We start from the raw sequence: 18892 nt of genomic DNA on the forward strand, positions 1-18892 counted from the left end.
GCGGCTATGACTTTCCGTTTTTTGATGAATCCATGCCTTTTCCTGTCGCTCAACGTCCTTGCCGCCTGCGCGGCGCTCAATGTCGGCGCGTTTGAAAAACTCTCTGATGTCGACCCGCTCACATCCGATCCGGCAGAGCTGCGCGTCGCACTTTTGGTGCCGGAAGCACTTTCGCTCAGGCGGGGTGACGCGACGCTCGGGATTTCGTGGAAGGCGGATGGGGCTCCTCTCGACGCACGCCGTTTTGCGCTGCAAATCCAGTCCGGCAATGCGGGTCCGCCAGCGCTTACCGAGCGGATGCAGAAGGGCCAGACGCTCTATGTCCTGACCTTGACGTCAGCCGATGCGGAGCGCCTGCGCGATATGCAGGAGAGGATCGCGGCGACGAAAGGCAATGAGGAAAAGGGACGCGGCAGCCTGTCGGTAGGTTTTTCCGGCGGTTGCTGGACTGGTGCCTTTCCCGTTGGCCAGAAGGTGAGTGTCGATGCCTGGATCCGCACGCGTGCCGAAGAAAGCTATTTCCAGCTCGTCTCGGGTCTGGATCTGATGGATACGCTCCACAAAGCCGGTATCAGGGCATTGCCGACCTGCGCGGCCTAGGCGGCCAGGTTACGCCGAGCGCACCCTGGCCGTGGTTTTTCAGCGTGCCGCCTTCAGCAGCACGGCGACGAGACCCGCGGTCGACGAATCGTGCCCTTCGGCACTTACCTTGCCTTCGACCACCGGCAGAAGACCCGTTGCCAGTTCCTTGCCGAGCTCCACGCCCCACTGATCGAAGGAGTTGATGTTGAACAGCGCGCCTTCGACGAAGACGCGGTGTTCGTAAAGGGCGATCAGCCGACCGAGCGCGAAGGGATCGAGCTGGTCGTAGACCAGCGTCAGCGACGGGCGGTTGCCGGCGAAGACGCGATGCGGCGCAATCTTATCCGCCTTGGCGTCCGCCATGCCCTTGGAGGTCAGCTGCCCCTTCGCCTCGGCAAGCGTGCGGCCCTTCATCAGGGCTTCGGACTGCGCAAGGCAATTGGCGATCAGCAGCTCGTGCTGGTGGCGCAGGGTCTTCTCGTGACCGTTGGCGGCGATCATGAACTCGGCCGGGATGACATCCGTGCCCTGGTGGATCAGCTGGTAGAAGGCGTGCTGGCCATTGGTGCCGGGCTCACCCCAGACGACCGGGCCGGTCGAAAATTCGACCGGCTTGCTGTCGAGCGTGACGGCCTTGCCGTTCGATTCCATGTCGAGCTGCTGCAGGTAGGCCGGAAAGCGCGACAGGCGCTGGTCGTAAGGCAGGATCGCGCGCGAGGGGTAGCCGAGGACGTTGCGGTTGTAGAAGCCGAGGAGGCCGAGCAGCATCGGCAGGTTCTCACGGATCGGCGCGGTGCGGAAATGCTCGTCGATGGCTTGGCCGCCATCGAGGAAGCGGCCGAAATTCTCCTTGCCGATGGCAATCATCAGCGGCAGGCCGATCGCCGACCAGATCGAATAGCGGCCACCGACCCAGTCCCAGAAGCCGAAGACGCGCGCCTGGTCGATGCCGAAGGCCGCGACCTTGTCGAGTGCCGTCGAGACGGCAGCGAAGTGATGGCCGACGGCTGCTTCGCCGAGCTTGTCGGCGATGAAGGCGCGGGCCGTTGCCGCATTGGTCATCGTTTCGATGGTCGTAAACGTCTTGGAGGCGATGATGAAGAGCGTCGTTTCCGGTTCAACGAGCTTCAGCGTGTCGGCGATATGCGCGCCATCGATGTTGGAAACGAAATGCAGGCGCGGGCCGTCATGGAAGGGTGCGAGCGCCAGCGTCGCCATGACAGGTCCGAGGTCGGAGCCGCCGATGCCGATATTGACGACGTCAGTAATCTTCTTGCCGGTCGCCCCCTTGAGCGCGCCGGAACGGATGCCGTCGGCAAATGCGCCCATGGTTTCGAGCACGCCGTTGACGTCGGGCATCACGTCCTTGCCGTCGACGAGCACAGGGTGATTGCCGCGGTTGCGCAGCGCCGTGTGAAGCACAGCGCGCTCTTCGGTGATGTTGATGATATCGCCTCGGAACATCGCGTCGCGCTTCTCTTCGACCTTGGCGGCTTTCGCCAGCGCTTCGAGGCCGTCGAGTACCTGTTCGTTCACCGCGCATTTCGAATAGTCGAGCAGCAGATCGTCGAGTGAGGTGCTGAAGCGCGAGAAGCGTTCGGCATCGCTCGCGAAGGCGGCGCGGATATCGGTCGCATTGGTCTGCGCGGCGGTTGCTTTGAGTTGATCGACAAGCGCTTTCATCGCGGGGCTCCTTGTGTCGGACATTCGCCTGCGTAGCTATTCGCTTTGCATTGTCCGAATCAAGCCCGCAAAACCGCCGGAGTGGCGGTTTTCAGGATTTTTTAAATCGTTTTAAGTCGGGGCGGCCCTTAGCCCCGGAGGTCCTTGCGCAGGATCTTGCCGACATTGGTTTTCGGCAACTCGGTGCGGAACTCGACGAAGCGCGGCCGCTTGTAGTTGGTGAGATTGGCTGCGCAGTGCTTCTTGACGTCCTCTTCGGTCAGGGCCGGATCCTTGCGGACCACGAACAGCTTGACCGCCTCTCCCGAATGTTCGTCGGCAATGCCGATTGCCGCGCATTCGAGAATGCCGGGGTGCGTCATCGCCACTTCCTCGACCTCGTTCGGGAAGACGTTGAAGCCCGAAACCAGGATCATGTCCTTCTTCCGGTCGACGATCTTGACGAGGCCGACGGCGTTGATGAAGCCGATATCGCCGGAGCGGAAGAAGCCGTCAGGCGAGATCGCCTTGGCGGTCTCGTCCGGGCGCTGCCAGTAACCGGCCATGACCTGCGGTCCGCGAATGCAGATTTCGCCGACGTCCCCGATCGGCAAGGTGTTGCCCTGGTCGTCGCGGATCTCGATCTCGGTCGAGGGGATCGGATAGCCGATCGTGCCGGTAAATTCGGTCGAGTCGAGAAGGTTGGCGGTGGCGACCGGCGATGTCTCGGAAAGGCCGTAACCTTCGGCGATCGGGCATCCCGTCATCTTCTGCCAACGTTCGGCAACAGGTCTCTGGATCGCCATGCCGCCACCGAAGGTCAGCATCAGCGACGAGAAATCGAGCTTCTGGAATTCGGCGTTGTTCATCAGCGCGTTGAACAGCGTGTTGAGCCCCGGGAAGATGTTGGTCTTGTACTTGCCGAGTTCCGCGACGAAGCCTGGAATATCGCGCGGGTTGGGGATCAGGATGTTGTTGCCGCCGGTGGCAAGGCCCATCAGCGAGTTCACCGTCAGCGCGAAGATATGATAGAGCGGCAGCGCGCACATGAAGACGAGATTGTCGGGACGCGGGCGCGAACGGAACGCCGTGTCGAACCAGATTTCCATCTGCGCCATGTTCGACAACAGGTTGGAATGGGTGAGCGTCGCGCCCTTGGAAACGCCTGTGGTGCCGCCGGTATATTGCAGGAAAGCGACGTCACCAGGAGCGACATTGGGCTTGGTCAGCTTCCGACGACCGCCTTCGGCGAGCACGGACCTGAAGGAGTGATGGCCGGGGATCGACCAGGCGGGCACCAGCTTCTTCACCCGGCGCACGACCAGATTGACGATCACGCCCTTGAAGCCGAGCATGTCGCCCATCGTGGCGACCACCACATGCTTGACGCTGGTCTTGGCCGCAACCTGCTGGACGGTATGGGCGAAGTTTTCGAGAACGAAGATCGCCTTGGCGCCGGAATCGACGAGTTGATGCTCCAGCTCGCGCGGCGTGTAGAGCGGGTTGACGTTGACGACCGTGAAGCCTGCCCTGAGGATACCGTAGACGATGACGGGGTTTTGCAGGATGTTCGGCATCATCACCGCGACGCGGTCGCCCTTCGACAGCCCACGGGCCTGCAGCCAGGCGCCGATCTTGGCGGATTCGGAATTGAGTTCGGAGAAGGTCAGCGACTTGCCCATGCAGGTAAAGGCGAAGCGGCGCGAATAGCGCGCGACGGCATGGTCGAAGAAATCGCCGATCGATCTGTAGGGCAGTGGGCCGATCTCGGCAGCGATACCCGGCGGATAGGACTTCAGCCAGATTTTCTCTGGGCTGGTGCCTGTTGGTTGCGTGTTGAGTTCCGCCATGACCTCTCTCCCTCTGGTCGCCACAGGCTGGCCTTGCTTGCGGCCAGAGAAGAAACCCTCCCGGTCTTCTCTTGCCGATGAAGATGATGCTTTTGCGACACCTCTTCAAGCCGAGATTCGGAATTATATAACTTTGACGTAAACGTCAACTCAGCTAACGGTTAACCGGCCTGCTTCGCGCGCACGAAAAAGTATGATGAGTGCCGCAAAGCCTTTGCTATCAGGGGTCAAAGCCTGTATTGCATTGCAGCATACCCCCATCGGACTCCATCCGATATCTGCTGCCAGCACCCACAGATTTGTTCCGCTCCCAGAGAGCGGGCGACACAGGTATTGCTCATGTGTGACGAAGCCTATTCTTCCGCCGTCGATCCTCGCCGGAGCCGCATTTCCGTTGCCGAGATTGCGCTCGCCGTCGGTGGGTTCGGGATCGGCACCGGAGAATTCGCCATCATGGGCCTGCTGCCGCAGGTGGCCGATGACGTCGGCGTTTCGGTGCCGAAGGCCGGCGCCGTGATCAGTGCCTATGCGCTCGGTGTGGTCGTTGGCGCGCCGCTGATTGCTGTGCTTGCGGCGCGGTTTTCGCGTTTCCGGGTGCTTCTCGTGCTGATGCTTCTGTTTGCGATCGGCAACTTCGCCAGTGCCATCGCGCCGGATTTCTACACGCTGGTTGCCGCGCGCTTCTTTGCCGGTCTTCCGCACGGCGCTTATTTCGGCGTGGCGGCGCTGGTCGCCGCCGGGCTTGCCGCACCCAACCAGCGGGCGAGGGCCGTCGGGCGGGTGATGATGGGCCTGACGATCGCCACCCTGTTCGGAACGCCGCTGGTCGCCTGGTTCGGTCAGGCGCTCGGCTGGCGCTCGGCCTTTGCCATCGTCGGCGCCATCAGCCTTCTGACCATTGCGCTGACCTGGTCTTACGTGCCGCGCGACAAGGGCAATCCGCAGGCCACGCCGCTGCGTGAACTCGGCGCCTTGGGCAAATTGCAGGTCTGGCTGATGCTCGGCATCTGCGCGATCGGCTGCGGCGGCATGTTCGCCGTCTTCAGCTACATCGCCCCTGCACTGACAGAAGTCGCAGGCGTTTCCGTCGCCAATGTGCCGATCATGCTGTCAGTGTTCGGCGCCGGCATGATCCTCGGCAACATCGTCGGTTCGCGGCTTGCCGACTGGGCGCTGCTGCCGGCGATCGGCATCGCGCTCGCCTTCAACATCTTCGCCTATGTGCTGTTCTATTTCACCATGGGCAACCCGTGGATCGCCATCGTCAACGTGCTCTTCATCGGCGGCGGCTTTGCCGTCGTGCCGGGTGTGCAGACCCGGTTGATGGACGTGTCGGGCGAGGCGCAGACGCTTGCCGCAGCGCTCAGCCATTCGGCCTTCAACCTTGCCAATGCGCTTGGCGCTTGGCTTGGCGGCTGGTCGATTGCCGCAGGCTACGGCTGGACCTCGACTGGCCTCGTCGGCGGCGTCATGGGCGTTGCCGGTTTCGGCATCTTCCTCGCCTCGGTTTTCGTCGACCGCGCCGAGACGATCAAGCGCGCCACGATGCGTGCGGCAGAATGACCGCCGCGATCAAATAAGGCCTTGGAGCTTGCGCGCCGCTAAATTTTTCTGTCATGTCCCGCCGCTAGCCTCGGTCGTGGCCCTGAAACTACCGTAAACCGGGGGCATGGGGCAGCCGAAGGCTGGCAAGGCCTCGGGTTTGCTGTAAAGTCGTTTGAAGACGGAGGAATGTTGGTGCAACTGGGCAATCGCGAACGAGAAAACCTTCCCGCAGAGCCGCGGCTCTTCGGGTATCCGGCGACGTCGCGCTCCGCACTTGTTGGACCGATCACGGCGGCGCGCTGGATGCTCGTCTTCGTGCTTCTCGCCGGCGTCTATTTCTTCAACGGTTTCGTCGTTCCGGTTCTGGCCGCCGTCGTCATCGGCTTTGCCAGCTGGCCGATCTATCGCCGCCTGCTGGCTGCTGTCGGCGGCAATCGCACGTTCGCAGCGACCATAGCCATCATCAGCGTCGTGGCCTTCATCGTCGTGCCGATCTCGGTTGCTGCCGTCTACGCGGTCGACGAAGTGCGCGACTGGCTGGTCTGGGCCGTTGAAACCAATGCCAACGGCGCGGGCGTGCCCGTCTGGCTGACGACGATCCCGGTTGCCGGCGTCTGGCTCGGCGAACAATGGGTGAAATATGTCGGCCATCCCGGTGCGCTCGGCGAACTGGTTCAGCTCGTCAGCGGTTCCAACATCGGCAACATCTATCGCGGCGTGCTGGTCATCGGCGCTTCGGCGTTTCACGCCTTCCTGACACTGCTCTTCATGCTGATCACGCTGTTCTTCGTCTATCGCGACGGACATTCCTTCTCCAAGCAGCTCGACCATCTTGGCGAGCGCATCTTCCCGATGCGCTGGGAGCGGCTGTCGCGCGTGGTGCCGCTGACGATCAGCTCGACGGTAACAGGCATGGGCATCATCGCCATCGGCGAGGGCATCGTGCTTGGCGTCGCCTATTGGTTGGCGGGCGTTCCCTCACCGGTCACGCTCGGCATCATCACCGGCCTGATGGCGCTGATCCCCGGCGGTGCGCCGCTCTGCTTCACGCTGGTTTCCGTCTATCTCGTTGCCAGCGGTTCGCCGGTTCACGGCATCGCGCTGTTTGCCTGGGGCACGACGGAACTCTTCATCGTCGACAAGACCTTGCGTCCGCGCCTCGTCGGCGGCCCGATCAAGCTGCCCTTCCTGCCGACCTTTTTCGGCCTTGTCGGCGGGGTGAAGACTATGGGCTTTCTCGGCCTGTTCGTCGGCCCGGTGCTGATGGCGCTGCTTGTTGCCATCTGGCGCGAGTGGATGCGCGAAGTGACCAGCGAAGCCGCACCGACGGTCAGCCCGATCATCAAGGGCTGATGGTGCCGATCTGCCAGCCGCCTTTGGGCGGCGGCAGTGTCCTTATCTTTTCCTTATGCCCGCGCAAAACCATCCCAATCGATAATTGACCCGCCGAGGGTGCATCATCCGGCCATAATCAGTCCCGGAGAATGCACATGTCCGATCTACTTTTTCTCGCCGCCGGCATCGGCGGCCTTGTCGTGTTTGCGCTCTATGCGCGCACGCTCAGCCGGCTCTAGGAGGCATCGATGTTCGAAGCCTTCGTTGGCATCTCCGTCGCGGCCGCACTGGCGGTCTATCTCATCGTGACTCTCGTTCGGCCGGAACGGTTCTGACCCCAGGTCGAAACTCGTACCCGGGTCGAGACTTCGTACCCCGGTCGAGGCTTTGTACGGGGTCGAGACTTCGTACCGTCCGGTCGTCTTTCGTGGAGAATTCCTCATGTCTATTATCGGGTGGCTGCAGATCGGCCTCCTCTTTCTCGCCGTCTTGCTTGCGATCAAGCCGCTTGGCCTCTACATGGCCCGGGTTTTCGCCGGCGAGCGCAACTTCCTCTCTCCGGTGCTTGGACCCGTCGAGCGCGGGCTCTATCTGGCGGCCGGCGTTGATGCGAAGAAGGAGCAAGGCTGGCTCGCCTATACGCTGTCGATGCTCGCCTTCAGCGCCGCTGGATTCGTGCTTCTCTACGCCATCCTGCGCTTCCAGGGTTCCCTGCCGGTGAACCCTCAAGGCTTTGCCGACGTGCCGGCGGACCTCGCCTTCAACACGGCGGTCAGCTTCCTGACCAACACCAACTGGCAGTCCTATGGCGGCGAGACCACCATGAGCCATTTCAGCCAGATGGCTGGCCTCACGGTGCAGAACTTCGTCTCTGCAGCGACCGGCATTGCCATCGCGCTTGCCGTGACCCGTGCCTTTGCCCGTTCCGGTGCGGCGACGCTCGGCAATTTCTGGGTCGATCTGACCCGTTCGACGCTCTACGTCCTCCTGCCGCTGGCCGTCGTCGTTGCACTCGCCTTCGTGGCGATGGGCATGCCGCAAACCTTCAATGGTTCCGTCAGCGCCACCACGCTCGAGGGCGTACAGCAGACGATCGCGCTCGGCCCGGTCGCAAGCCAGGAGGCGATCAAGCAGCTCGGCACCAATGGCGGCGGATTCTTCAACGCCAATGCGGCGCATCCGTTCGAAAATCCGAGTGCGCTCAGCAACTACCTGTCGATCTTCGCAATGCTGTCGATCACCTCGGCATTGGTCTACACCTTCGGCCAGATGGTCGGTGACCGCCGCCAGGGCTGGGCCTTCATCGCCGCCATGGCGACCCTTCTGATCGCCGGCATCGGCGTCATCTACTGGGCGGAAAGCTACGGCAACCCGATCCTGCACGGTCTCGGCCTCGAAGCCTCGCTCGGCAATATGGAAGGCAAGGAAGTCCGCTTCGGACAGGCGATGTCGGCAGCCTATGCCGGCGTTACCACGGGCATTTCGACCGGTGCGGTCAACGGCATGCACGGCTCCTTCACTGGCATCGGCGGTCTCGTTCCAATGCTCCTGATCCAGCTTGGCGAAGTGCTGCCAGGCGGTGTCGGCTCCGGCCTTTACGGCATGGTCGTCTTCGCGATCCTCGCCGTCTTCGTCGCCGGCCTGATGGTCGGGCGCACGCCCGAACTGCTCGGCAAGAAGATCGAGGGGCGCGAGATGAAATACGCTATGCTGGCGATCCTCATCCTGCCGGCCTCGATCCTCGGCTTCACCGCGATCTCGGCTGTCATGCCCTCGGCCGTCGCCAGTATCGGCACGTCAGGTCCGCATGGTCTGTCGGAGATCCTTTACGCCTACACCTCGGCCACCGGCAACAACGGCTCCGCCTTCGGCGGCCTCTCGGCCAACACGCCCTGGTACAACACCACGCTCGGCTTTGCGATGCTGCTGGGCCGCTTCGCCTATGCGATCCCGGTTCTGGCGATTGCCGGCTCGATCGCCGCCAAGACCCGCGTTCCAGCTTCCACGGGAACCTTCCCGACGCACACGCCGCTCTTCGTTGGCCTGCTCATCGGCATCATCCTCATCCTCGGGGGCTTGCAATATTTCCCGGCCCTCGCGCTCGGTCCCATCGTCGAGCAATTCGCAATGCTCTCGGGCCAGACCTTCTGAAGGAACAGACCATGTCTTCGAAACCCGTCGCCCCGAGCTTACTCGATCCGGCGATTATCCTGCCGGCCTTCAAGGCCGCATTCACCAAGCTCGACCCGCGCCAGCTCATCCGCAATCCGGTGATCTTCGTCACCGAGGTGGTGGCCGCCATGGTCACGGTCTTCTTCATCCGCGATCTGGCGACCGGGACCGGAAGCCCGCTGTTCTCAGGGCAAATTGCCGCCTGGCTGTGGTTCACGGTGCTGTTTGCCACCTTCGCCGAGGCCGTCGCCGAAGGGCGCGGCAAGGCGCAGGCCGACAGCCTGCGTCGCACCAAGTCCGAGTTGATGGCCCGCAAGCTGGTCACGGCGGAAGGTCGTGAAACCCAGACCATCGCCGCCACATCGCTGAAGGTCGGCGACCTCGTGCTCGTCGAAGCCGGCGAATTGATCCCCGGCGACGGCGACGTCGTCGAGGGCGTCGCCTCGGTCAACGAAAGTGCGATCACCGGTGAATCCGCACCTGTGATCCGTGAATCCGGTGGCGACCGCTCTGCCGTCACCGGCGGCACCCAGATGCTGTCCGACTGGATCAAGGTGCGCATCGGCACAGCGCCGGGCGACACCTTCGTCGACCGCATGATCGCGCTCATCGAAGGCGCGCAGCGCCAGAAAACCCCGAACGAGATCGCGCTGTCGATCCTGCTGTCCGGCCTGACGCTGGTCTTCCTCGTTGCCGTCGTGACGCTTTGGGGCCTGGCAGGATATTCCGGCACGGTGCTGTCGGTCACGGTTCTTTCGGCCCTGCTCGTCACCCTGATCCCGACCACCATCGGCGGCCTCCTGTCGGCCATCGGCATTGCGGGCATGGACCGGCTGGTGCGCTTCAACGTCATCGCCACATCAGGCCGCGCCGTTGAGGCGGCCGGTGACGTCGACACGCTGCTGCTCGACAAGACCGGCACCATCACCTTCGGCAACCGCATGGCCGCCAATTTCATGCCGGTCCCGGGCGTCACGGATGCCGAGCTTGCCGATGCGGCGCTGCTCGCAAGCCTCGCCGACGAGACGCCGGAAGGCCGCTCGATTGCTGCGTTGGCAACCGGTGAATTTGGCCGCCAGACGCCATCTGTCACTCTGCCCGTTTCTGGTAAGCAGGCGAACCGTGAGGTCGTGGCTCTGGCCGTCGGTGGCGGCTCCGTTCAGTCAGGGACATTGGCAATCGATGCTGTCGTGCCCTTTGCGGCCGAAACGCGCCTGTCGGGCGTCGACTTCGCCGGCCGCCGATTGCGCAAGGGGGCTGTCGATTCGATCCTGAAGTTTGCAGGCGTTCGCGACGAGAATGTGCCGGCCGAATTCCGTCGTGCCGTCGATCAGGTTGCGCGCACCGGCGGCACGCCGCTGGCCGTTGCCGACGGTAACCGCCTGCTCGGCGTCATCCACCTCAAGGACGTGGTCAAACCCGGCATCAAGGAGCGTTTCGCAGCCCTTCGCGACATGGGCATCCGCACCGTCATGGTGACCGGCGACAACCCGGTCACAGCAGCGGCGATCGCGTCGGAAGCCGGCGTCGACGACTTCCTCGCCGAAGCGACACCGGAAGACAAGCTCGGTTACATCCGCAAGGAGCAGCAGGGCGGTCGCCTGATCGCCATGTGCGGCGACGGCACCAATGACGCGCCGGCGCTTGCCCAGGCCGATGTCGGGGTGGCGATGCAGACCGGCACGCAGGCGGCGCGCGAGGCGGCCAACATGGTCGACCTCGATTCGAGCCCGACGAAGCTGATCGAGATCGTCGAGATCGGCAAGCAACTGCTGATGACGCGCGGCTCGCTGACGACCTTCTCGATCGCCAACGACGTGGCGAAATACTTCGCCATCATCCCGGCGCTGTTCATCACCACCTATCCGGCGCTGGCGGCCCTCAACATCATGGGCCTGACATCGCCTCAGTCGGCGATCCTGTCGGCGGTGATCTTCAACGCCTTGATCATTGTCGCGCTCATCCCGCTGGCGCTGAAGGGCGTCAAGTACCGCCCTGTGGGTGCCGCAGCACTCCTGCGCCGCAACCTGCTGGTCTACGGCCTCGGCGGCCTGATCCTGCCCTTTGCCGGCATCAAGCTCGTCGACGTCGTCGTCTCCGCTCTCAATCTGGTGTAATCATGTTGAACCAACTTCGCCCCGCAATCGTCATGGCCCTGCTGTTGACCGCGATCACCGGCCTTGCCTATCCCTTCGCCATCACCGGCGTCGCCCAGGCCTTGATGCCGGCGCAGGCCAATGGCAGCCTGATCCGCATCGACGGCACCGTCGTCGGCTCCGATCTGATCGGGCAGAATTTCGCCGCCGACAAATATTTTTGGCCGCGCCCCTCCGCGACTGGGCCCGAACCCTACAATGCCGCCGGCTCGACCGGCTCCAACCTCGGCCCGACCTCGGCCAAGCTGAAGGAGCGGGTGGCCGCCGATGTCGAGAAGCTGCGCGCCAGCGGTGTAACAGGCGAGATTGCCGCCGATGGCGGCACGGCGTCGGGCTCCGGCCTCGATCCGCATATTTCGCCGACCTTCGCCCGCGAGCAGGTGTCGCGTGTTGCCAAGGCGCGCGGCGTCGCGGAAGCCGATGTGGCGACGTTGGTGGAACAGGCAACGGAAGGTCGTCTGTTCGGGATCATAGGCGAGCCGCGCATCAATGTGCTAGAACTCAACCTTGCTCTGGATGCCCGGAGAAGCTGAGTGCGAAGCCTGAGATGCCACCAGAGATCTTGAATGCCTGAAACCGATCGCGAATCGAAAAGCCGCCCCGACCCGGATGCCCTGCTGGCGCTGGCCGGGCAGGGGCGAAGGGGAAAGCTGACGGTTTTCCTCGGCGCAGCCCCAGGCGTGGGCAAGACCTATACCATGCTGACGCGCGCGCGTCGGCTGAAGTCCGACGGCGTCGACATCGTTATCGGTCTGGTGGAGACCCATGGGCGCGGCGAGACCGCTGCGCTCGTCGAAGGACTGGAGATACTGCCGCGCCGCGATGTGAACCATCGCGGCCGCGTGCTTTCTGAATTCGACCTCGACGCTGCGCTCGCCCGCCGCCCGAAGATCATCGTCGTCGACGAACTGGCGCATAGCAATCCGGAGGCCAGCCGCCATCCCAAGCGCTTTCAGGATGTGGAAGAGCTGATTGCCGCCGGCATCGACGTCTGGACGGCGCTCAACATCCAGCATCTGGAAAGCCTGTCCGATGTCGTCGCCCAGATCACCGGTGTTGCGGTGCGCGAGCGCGTACCCGACACGGTTCTCAGCCGTGCCGACGACGTGTTGCTGGTCGATCTGCCGCCGGCCGAACTCATCGAACGGCTGAACCAAGGTAAGGTCTACCTACCCGACAGCGCCAAGCGCGCCACCGAGCGCTTCTTCCGCCTCGGCAATCTGACGGCGCTGCGCGAGCTGGCGCTCAGGCGCACCGCCGACCGGGTCGATGACCAGATGGTCGACTATCTCAAGCAGAACGCCATCGAAGGGCCTTGGGCCAGCGGCGAGCGCCTGTTGGTCTGCATCGGCCCCGATCCGCTGTCGGAAAAGGTGGTGCGCACTGCCAGCCGCCTGGCTTCCGGGCTGAACGCACCCTGGATCGTCGTCTTCATCGAGCGGGCCGACCGTGAAAGCGGCGACGGCGAGGCGGCGAAAAGGCTCGACGAGACCTTCCGTCTTGCCGAACAGCTCGGTGCGGAGACCCGCCGCATCGTCGGCAACGATTTCGTCGAAGAGATCCTCAAGCTTGCGCGCCGTGAGCACGCGACGCAGATCGTCATCGGCACGAAGCGCCAGCCTTTCCCGATGCGTCTCTTCCGGCAATCGCTTCCCGATGCACTGGCCGAGCGCATCACCGGTGTCGGCATTCATCTCGTGACCGACAAGGAACAGCCGCGCGCGAAGCGAAACGTCACCGGCAAACGGAAAATGCCCGAGGGTTTTGGGCGGGCACTTGCCATTGCCGCCGCCACCGTGGCAGCGGCAACAGCGCTCGGCGTGCTCATCGAGCGTTTCATTATCCTGCCGAACATTTCGCTGCTGTTCCTCCTGGCGGTGCTGGCATCGGCAACCTATGCCGGCCACGTCTCGGCAATCGCGGCAGCCCTTCTTTCGGTGCTTGCCTACAACTTCTTCTTCATCAACCCGGTCGGCACCTTCACCGTGGCGGAGCCGCACGAAGTCTTCGCGCTGTTCATTTTCCTGGTTGCCGCAGCCCTTGCCGGCAGCCTCGCCTCCCGGGTGCGCGAACAGGCAAAATCCGCCCGGCGCCGAGCAGCGGCAACGCAGGCGCTCTATGATTTCTCTCGCAAGCTCTCGGGCACAGCCAATGTCGACGATGTGCTCTGGGCAGCAGTCACCCAGATGCAGACGACGCTGAAGCGCAATGTCGCGGTGCTGCTGCCGGAGGAGGGAGACCTGCGCCTGAAGGCCGCCTGGCCGCCAGATACCGAGCTTGATGTCACCGACACCATGGCCGCACGTTGGGCCATGGACAAGAAGGAGGCGGCCGGAAACGGCACCGGTACGCTACCGAACAGCCCGTTCCATTTCCGGCCGCTGACGAGCCCGCACGGCGTCGTTGGCGTCTGCGGTTTCGCGCAGGCCGGCAAGCCGCTGGAGATCAACGAGGAGCGGGCGCTCGCTGCCATCCTCGACCAGACGGCGATCGCGATCGACCGGGCGCGCCTGTCGCGCGAGAGCCTGGATCACGCCGCCAAGCTGGAAGGCGAGCGGTTTCGCGCCGCCCTTCTGTCGTCGATCTCGCACGATCTGCGCACGCCGCTTGCCACCATCACCGGCGCGGTCACCAGCCTGCGCCAGCTCGGCGACCGCATGCCGCCGGAAAGCCGCGACGACCTCTTGCAATCGATCGAGGAAGAGGGTGGCCGGCTCACCCGTTTCGTCGCCAATCTGCTCGACATGACCCGCATCGAAGCGGGCACGGTCAATGCCAAGCGCGATTGGGTGGATGTCGCCGATGCGGTGCGCGCTGCCGTTGATCGGGCGCGCAAGTATTTTCCGGACCGCGAGATCGAGACCAGCATCGCGCCGGAACTGCCGTTGATGCGCGGCGACAGCGTACTCTTGGGCCAGGTACTCTTCAACCTGCTCGACAATGCCAACAAATACGGCGGCGACGAGCCGATCAGCATCTATGCCAGACGCGACGGCAACGACATCGTCTTGTCGGTCACCGATCTCGGCAAGGGGATCGCTGAGCGCGATCTCGAACAGGTCTTCGAAAAATTCTTCCGCCGGGGCAAGGTGGACGGCCGCACACCGGGCACCGGTCTCGGACTGTCGATCGCCAAGGGATTCGTCGAGGCCATGGGTGGCCGCATCAAAGCCGAAAGCCCGGCATTGAGACGTCGCGGTACGCGCATCTCCATGCGCTTCCCTGCCGCCGAAGCTGAAATATCTGAAAAGGACCGTGCATGAGCGTGGAGCGCATCCTCGTTGTCGACGACGAACCCCAGATCCAGCGCTTCCTGCGACCGGCCCTGAGCGCTGCCGGATATGACGTGCTGGAGGCCTTGACCGGAACCGAGGCGCTGAAGGCGGCCGCGACCACCGCGCCCGACGTCGTCATCCTCGATCTCGGCCTTCCCGACATGGACGGCAAGGACGTCATCGCCAACATCCGCGCCTGGTCGCAGGTGCCGATCATCATCCTGTCGGCGCGCGACCGGGAGAGCGAAAAGATCGCCGCCCTTGACCTTGGCGCCGACGACTACATCGAAAAACCCTTCGGAATCGGCGAGCTGACGGCGCGCATCCGCGCTGCCCTTCGCCACCGCATCCAGATGGAGGGCGGGCATACCCAGCTTTCGGCCGATGGCGTTGCGATCGATACCATCAAGCGGATTGTGACGCGCGACGGCGAACCGGTGCGTCTGACGCCAAAGGAATATGATCTGCTGGTCATGCTGGCGCACCATGCCGGACGCGTCGTCACCCACAAGACGCTGCTGACCTCGGTCTGGGGCGCGGCGCACGGCGAAGATCTGCATTATCTGCGCGTCTTCATCGGCCAGTTGCGCGGCAAGATCGAGCGCGACCCGGCCGATCCCAAGATCATCCGAACGGAACCGGGCGTCGGCTACCGCTTCGTCGGCGACGGCGACTGATATCAGGTCTCGATTTTCTATCATCGAGACTTGATACGAGGTCGCCCGGTCCGCCCAGCGATCAGGCGCCACGGCGATCAGTTGGCCGCAACCGGCTTTGGTTGCTCGCCAGCGAGCGTTTCGCCGACGACGATCTTTTTCTTCGCTGCCGGCCGCGGGTTCTCGATGATGTTGACTGGTGCGGACAACGTCGTCGCGGCGACATTGCCGACCCCTCGCGCCGTACCGGCGACAACGGCGGCGATGCCTGTTCCCACGGAAATGTTCGAGTCGGTCAGCGTCTGGCCCTTGATCAGGCGTTGGCCGATCAGCTGGACGATTTCCGGGCTCTCGGCGAATTTTCCATGGTGCAGCCCGTCGTCGGTCTCGACCTTGGTCAGGTCGATGGCGGTGATGCCGGATTTTTCAAGGTCCGTACGATAGGGTTCCTTCGACGGGTCGATGGCGCCAAGGCGCGAAACGTCACCGGAAATGAAGCTCGAAAGCGCCAGCGCGCGGTCGTCCTGCGAGACGAAGATCGTGAACTTCGGCTTCTTCTTGCCCATCTCCACCCATTGCTTGGCAAAGACGTCGAGGTCGATATCCGGCGAGGCCAGGATCACGTTCTGGATCTTTGACGGCACGTTGCCGTCGCGAATGCCCATCTGCCGGAGCGACTCCATCGTCAGCCATGTACCCATGGAGTGGGCGAGGATGGTGATGTCCTTGACGTTGGGGGCCTGCGAAAGGATGCGTAGCGTGTCCTCGAGCGCGGTGCGCGAGTAGTTGGTGCTTTCCTTGTCGTAATTGTACTCGAACACATTGGCGCGCGACGGCCACGTGAACAGGATCGGCGTCGTCTGGGCGCCGGAATCGTGGATGATCTGCGCCAACCGGAAGACCGAATCCTCGTAGCGGTTGTTGAAACCGTGAACGAAGACGAAGGCGTGGCCGCCGACATTGTGCTGCTTGAACCATTCCCGGCCGTCGGCGAGCGTGTCCAGTTCCCGAACCCGCGTCACCGCAAAGTCGGTCGCCGGATCGGGCGGCAGCTTGCGCGGCCATTGCACGGTGCCGGCCTTGCGCACGGTGTCGGGCGGGATCGAGACCGCGACGTCGGTCATGAAGGTGTTGGCGTCCCGCTCGCCCGAAAACAGTGTCGCGGGGGCGCCCGAAGGCTGCCTTGTGGTTGCGACCAGCATCTCCACCTGCGCGGTTTTCGGTGTCTGTGCGGTGAGCGCAACCGGGGTCATGACGCCCTCGGGTTTTCCGGCACAAGAGGAAAGCCCCAGCGACAGGGCAACAGCCGCCGCGATTGTCATCATTCTCCGCGTCCGTGCCGACGAGATCGTAACACGCGCATTGTCAATCATCGGCGCCCCACGCAGAAACAAGACCGAGCCGCATCAGACTGTGCGTTCGCGACAGCGCGATGACACCACTCCATGCCGGCAGATGCAAGCGGGTATTTCGCCATGTCTCGCGCTATGGTTTTGCTTTGAGATTGCGCCGGCTCGGCCGGGTCTCTCTGCGTGGCGTCTCCATCGGTCTCGCTGGGCAGGTGACCGCGGTATCTGCCGCGACAGGGCGAGCGTCGCCCACGAAATGCATTTGGTCAACGTCGGCGGCGTGAGCGGTTCGGGCGGCGCCTTTGTTGCCGATCAGGACGCGGTGGCAGGCAGAGGCAGGTTGATCGCCGGGCCGGGTCCGACGCCGTGCTGTCGGCGGACCTGCCGCGACGCGCTGCCGTCGAACAGTGACATCGGCAAGGTCCCGGTCAGGATCCAGCGATAGGGCGAGCGGGCATCCGGCTCGCGCACCTGATACGGTATGGAATTGAGCGGCAACACGTATTCCGGCCGGCGCAGGCCAGCCTCCCTGTTGCCGAGCCATGTCAGCACGACCAGCACTTCGCCGCCGATCTCAAGCGCTGACAAGGAACAGGTCCGGCCGGCGACATTGGCCTGAACGGCATCCTCGTGAACTTGAAAACGGCTAACTTTAAGCGACATCGTTCGGCTTCCTTGAAATGGATCTCTTGCCAGCCGCTCGTTCGCAGCAAGGCGCGCTGGCCCTCGGCCAGCTTCAGACTTTCATCCCGCTACAGTGCTCATTTCTTTGAAGGAAAATGGTGCCGCTTAGCAGACTCGAACTGCTGACCCCATCATTACGAATGATGTGCTCTACCGACTGAGCTAAAGCGGCCCTGAGGCGGTTCCGCGAAAAGACCGCGGAACGAAGTGTGAGGCGCTGATAAACGCAAAGCGCCAAGATTTCAAGCCATCAGTTTCGAGAACTTGAAAATTCCTTGTTGGTAGCGATCGTCGGCGCGGAGTGGAGCCCGAGACGGGCGCGTGCGGCATCGTATTCGCGCTCCCAGCGATCGACCATATGTGCGACCGAGGTGATCTCGCGCACGGCGCCGATGCCCTGGCCGCAGCCCCAGATGTCCTTCCAGGCCTTGGCGCCCTCGGTTGCCTGGGCAAAATCCATCTTCGACGGATCCGCTTCCGGCAGGTTTGCCGGGTCCATGCCGGCGGCTGCGATCGATGGTTTCAGGTAGTTGCCGTGGATGCCGGTGAAGTAGTTGGAATAGACGATGTCGGCGGCATTGCTGTCGACGATCATCTGTTTGTAGGCGTCGCTGGCGCGCGCTTCTTCCGTGGCGATGAAGGGCGAGCCGATATAGGCCATGTCGGCGCCCATGGCCTGGGCGGCGAGGATGGCGCCGCCATTGGCGATCGCGCCTGAGAGAAGCAGAGGGCCGTCGAACCAGGAGCGGATTTCCTGGACGAGGGCGAACGGGGAAAGCGTGCCGGCGTGGCCGCCGGCGCCGGCGGCAACCGCGATCAGCCCGTCAGCACCCTTGCGGATCGCCGAATTGGCGTGGCGATTGTTGATGACGTCATGCAGCACAATGCCGCCATAGGAATGAATGGCGGCGTTGACCTCCGGCACGGCGCCAAGCGAAGATATGACCACCGGCACCTTGTACTTGATGCAGAGCATCAGATCGTGCTCAAGGCGGGTATTGGATTTGTGGACGATCTGGTTGACGGCAAAGGGCGCGGCCTTGCGGCCAGGGTTCCGGGTGTCGTGGTCGGCGAGCGTCTCGGTGACTTCGGCAAGCCACTCGTCGAGTTGCGATTGCGGGCGGGCGTTCAATGCCGGAAAGGAGCCGACCACGCCAGCCTTGCACTGCGCGATCGTCAGCTTGGGATGCGAGATGATGAACAAAGGTGCGCCGACAACCGGCAGTCTCGTCGTTCCGGAAAGAATTGGCGGCAGCGACATCGAGTTCTCCATCCCGTAGAAGTTTTGACGTTTGCGTAAACGTCAAAATAGATAGCAGCAAGTTGCGCGCTTGCAAAGATGCGGATTTTCGTGGCGGCGCGATGGTGGTCGGGCAGTTTTCCCCGACGTTGCCGGGGTCGCCCGCGCGTCGGACTTGCGGATTTTGAAAGCAGCGGTTACGCAATTGTTAACAAAACCAACGGCGTGCATCCGGAATTAACCGATAAGAGCTTGCGGATGACAAAGAAGGCGCCGATCGAAATGACGAGCGCCGGCGGGGCTACGGCATAATCCTTTAAATCGGATCCGATTTAAGGCTAGGATTATGCAGCAGATTTAAAGCGTTACAGCGTCCTTTGCGCGCC

General features: G+C 63.1%; 14 protein-coding genes and 1 tRNA gene. 9 read left to right on the forward strand and 6 right to left on the reverse strand.

Annotated elements, in window-relative coordinates:
* Window positions 1-24 precede the first annotated feature (24 nt).
* Window positions 25-600 carry a hypothetical protein gene (locus tag AC1Q80_RS02155; protein ID WP_492359517.1) on the forward strand — a complete coding sequence of 192 codons (576 nt, stop codon included), beginning with the start codon at window positions 25-27 and terminating at the stop codon, window positions 598-600.
* A 39-nt stretch (window positions 601-639) separates the two neighbouring features.
* Here AC1Q80_RS02155 and pgi read toward each other — a convergent pair whose 3' ends face one another.
* Both pgi and AC1Q80_RS02165 read right to left on the reverse strand, forming a co-directional pair.
* Window positions 640-2265 carry a glucose-6-phosphate isomerase gene (gene pgi, locus AC1Q80_RS02160; RefSeq protein WP_492359518.1) on the reverse strand — a complete coding sequence of 542 codons (1626 nt, stop codon included), beginning with the start codon at window positions 2263-2265 and terminating at the stop codon, window positions 640-642.
* Between the two features lie 128 nt (window positions 2266-2393).
* The gene (locus tag AC1Q80_RS02165) at window positions 2394-4094 is read right to left on the reverse strand and encodes a long-chain fatty acid--CoA ligase (protein WP_492359519.1); all 1701 of its coding nucleotides are present in this window, start codon (window positions 4092-4094) and stop codon (window positions 2394-2396) included.
* A gap of 339 nt (window positions 4095-4433) precedes the next feature.
* On the opposite strand from AC1Q80_RS02165, the gene AC1Q80_RS02170 reads away from it, so the two are divergent.
* From AC1Q80_RS02170 to AC1Q80_RS02205, 8 genes are all read left to right on the forward strand, one after another.
* A complete protein-coding gene (locus AC1Q80_RS02170) occupies window positions 4434-5657 on the forward strand; it encodes an MFS transporter (RefSeq protein WP_492359520.1) in 1224 nt (407 codons plus the stop codon).
* A gap of 174 nt (window positions 5658-5831) precedes the next feature.
* On the forward strand, window positions 5832-6992 hold the full coding sequence (locus tag AC1Q80_RS02175; RefSeq protein WP_209788537.1) for an AI-2E family transporter: 1161 nt from the start codon (window positions 5832-5834) through the stop codon (window positions 6990-6992).
* A gap of 230 nt (window positions 6993-7222) precedes the next feature.
* Window positions 7223-7309, forward strand: coding sequence for a K(+)-transporting ATPase subunit F (gene kdpF / locus AC1Q80_RS02180; RefSeq protein WP_173420947.1), 87 nt, complete (start codon window positions 7223-7225; stop codon window positions 7307-7309).
* A gap of 106 nt (window positions 7310-7415) precedes the next feature.
* A complete protein-coding gene (gene kdpA / locus AC1Q80_RS02185; protein WP_173418888.1) occupies window positions 7416-9125 on the forward strand; it encodes a potassium-transporting ATPase subunit KdpA in 1710 nt (569 codons plus the stop codon).
* Between the two features lie 11 nt (window positions 9126-9136).
* On the forward strand, window positions 9137-11263 hold the full coding sequence (kdpB, locus tag AC1Q80_RS02190) for a potassium-transporting ATPase subunit KdpB (RefSeq protein WP_492359521.1): 2127 nt from the start codon (window positions 9137-9139) through the stop codon (window positions 11261-11263).
* 2 nt (window positions 11264-11265) lie between these two features.
* Window positions 11266-11835, forward strand: a complete 570-nt coding sequence (gene kdpC, locus AC1Q80_RS02195; protein ID WP_492359522.1) for a potassium-transporting ATPase subunit KdpC — start codon at window positions 11266-11268, stop codon at window positions 11833-11835.
* Window positions 11836-11868: 33 nt separating this feature from the next.
* Window positions 11869-14565: a DUF4118 domain-containing protein gene (locus tag AC1Q80_RS02200; protein ID WP_173418891.1), complete on the forward strand. Its 2697-nt coding sequence runs from the start codon at window positions 11869-11871 to the stop codon at window positions 14563-14565.
* Window positions 14562-15254 (forward strand): response regulator, encoded by a 693-nt coding sequence (locus AC1Q80_RS02205; protein WP_209787719.1) that lies wholly within the window; start codon window positions 14562-14564, stop codon window positions 15252-15254. Before AC1Q80_RS02200 ends, AC1Q80_RS02205 begins: the two co-directional genes overlap by 4 nt.
* A gap of 77 nt (window positions 15255-15331) precedes the next feature.
* On the opposite strand, the gene AC1Q80_RS02210 is transcribed toward AC1Q80_RS02205, so the two are convergent.
* The 4 genes from AC1Q80_RS02210 to AC1Q80_RS02225 form a co-directional block, all read right to left on the reverse strand.
* On the reverse strand, window positions 15332-16558 hold the full coding sequence (locus AC1Q80_RS02210) for an alpha/beta hydrolase (protein ID WP_492359523.1): 1227 nt from the start codon (window positions 16556-16558) through the stop codon (window positions 15332-15334).
* A 336-nt stretch (window positions 16559-16894) separates the two neighbouring features.
* Window positions 16895-17245 (reverse strand): hypothetical protein, encoded by a 351-nt coding sequence (locus AC1Q80_RS02215; RefSeq protein WP_173418894.1) that lies wholly within the window; start codon window positions 17243-17245, stop codon window positions 16895-16897.
* A gap of 117 nt (window positions 17246-17362) precedes the next feature.
* Window positions 17363-17438 (reverse strand) — tRNA-Thr (locus AC1Q80_RS02220).
* Window positions 17439-17516: 78 nt separating this feature from the next.
* Complete coding sequence (locus AC1Q80_RS02225) at window positions 17517-18527, reverse strand: NAD(P)H-dependent flavin oxidoreductase (RefSeq protein WP_492359524.1); 1011 nt, start codon at window positions 18525-18527, stop codon at window positions 17517-17519.
* Window positions 18528-18892: the final 365 nt, after the last annotated feature.

Source organism: Ensifer sp. GW823-FHT05D09 (assembly GCF_058795755.1).

What these genes read in the sequence shown, in the direction of transcription:
- kdpA (WP_173418888.1), top strand. Translation starts at nt 7,416, where the DNA reads ATGTCTATTATCGGGTGGCTGCAGATCGGCCTCCTCTTTCTCGCCGTC.
- kdpF (WP_173420947.1), top strand. Translation starts at nt 7,223, where the DNA reads ATGTTCGAAGCCTTCGTTGGCATCTCCGTCGCGGCCGCACTGGCGGTC.
- AC1Q80_RS02225 (WP_492359524.1), bottom strand. Translation starts at nt 18,527, where the DNA reads ATGTCGCTGCCGCCAATTCTTTCCGGAACGACGAGACTGCCGGTTGTC.
- AC1Q80_RS02170 (WP_492359520.1), top strand. Translation starts at nt 4,434, where the DNA reads ATGTGTGACGAAGCCTATTCTTCCGCCGTCGATCCTCGCCGGAGCCGC.
- pgi (WP_492359518.1), bottom strand. Translation starts at nt 2,265, where the DNA reads ATGAAAGCGCTTGTCGATCAACTCAAAGCAACCGCCGCGCAGACCAAT.
- AC1Q80_RS02165 (WP_492359519.1), bottom strand. Translation starts at nt 4,094, where the DNA reads ATGGCGGAACTCAACACGCAACCAACAGGCACCAGCCCAGAGAAAATC.
- kdpB (WP_492359521.1), top strand. Translation starts at nt 9,137, where the DNA reads ATGTCTTCGAAACCCGTCGCCCCGAGCTTACTCGATCCGGCGATTATC.
- AC1Q80_RS02200 (WP_173418891.1), top strand. Translation starts at nt 11,869, where the DNA reads ATGCCTGAAACCGATCGCGAATCGAAAAGCCGCCCCGACCCGGATGCC.
- AC1Q80_RS02205 (WP_209787719.1), top strand. Translation starts at nt 14,562, where the DNA reads ATGAGCGTGGAGCGCATCCTCGTTGTCGACGACGAACCCCAGATCCAG.
- AC1Q80_RS02215 (WP_173418894.1), bottom strand. Translation starts at nt 17,245, where the DNA reads ATGTCGCTTAAAGTTAGCCGTTTTCAAGTTCACGAGGATGCCGTTCAG.
- kdpC (WP_492359522.1), top strand. Translation starts at nt 11,266, where the DNA reads ATGTTGAACCAACTTCGCCCCGCAATCGTCATGGCCCTGCTGTTGACC.
- AC1Q80_RS02155 (WP_492359517.1), top strand. Translation starts at nt 25, where the DNA reads ATGAATCCATGCCTTTTCCTGTCGCTCAACGTCCTTGCCGCCTGCGCG.
- AC1Q80_RS02210 (WP_492359523.1), bottom strand. Translation starts at nt 16,558, where the DNA reads ATGATGACAATCGCGGCGGCTGTTGCCCTGTCGCTGGGGCTTTCCTCT.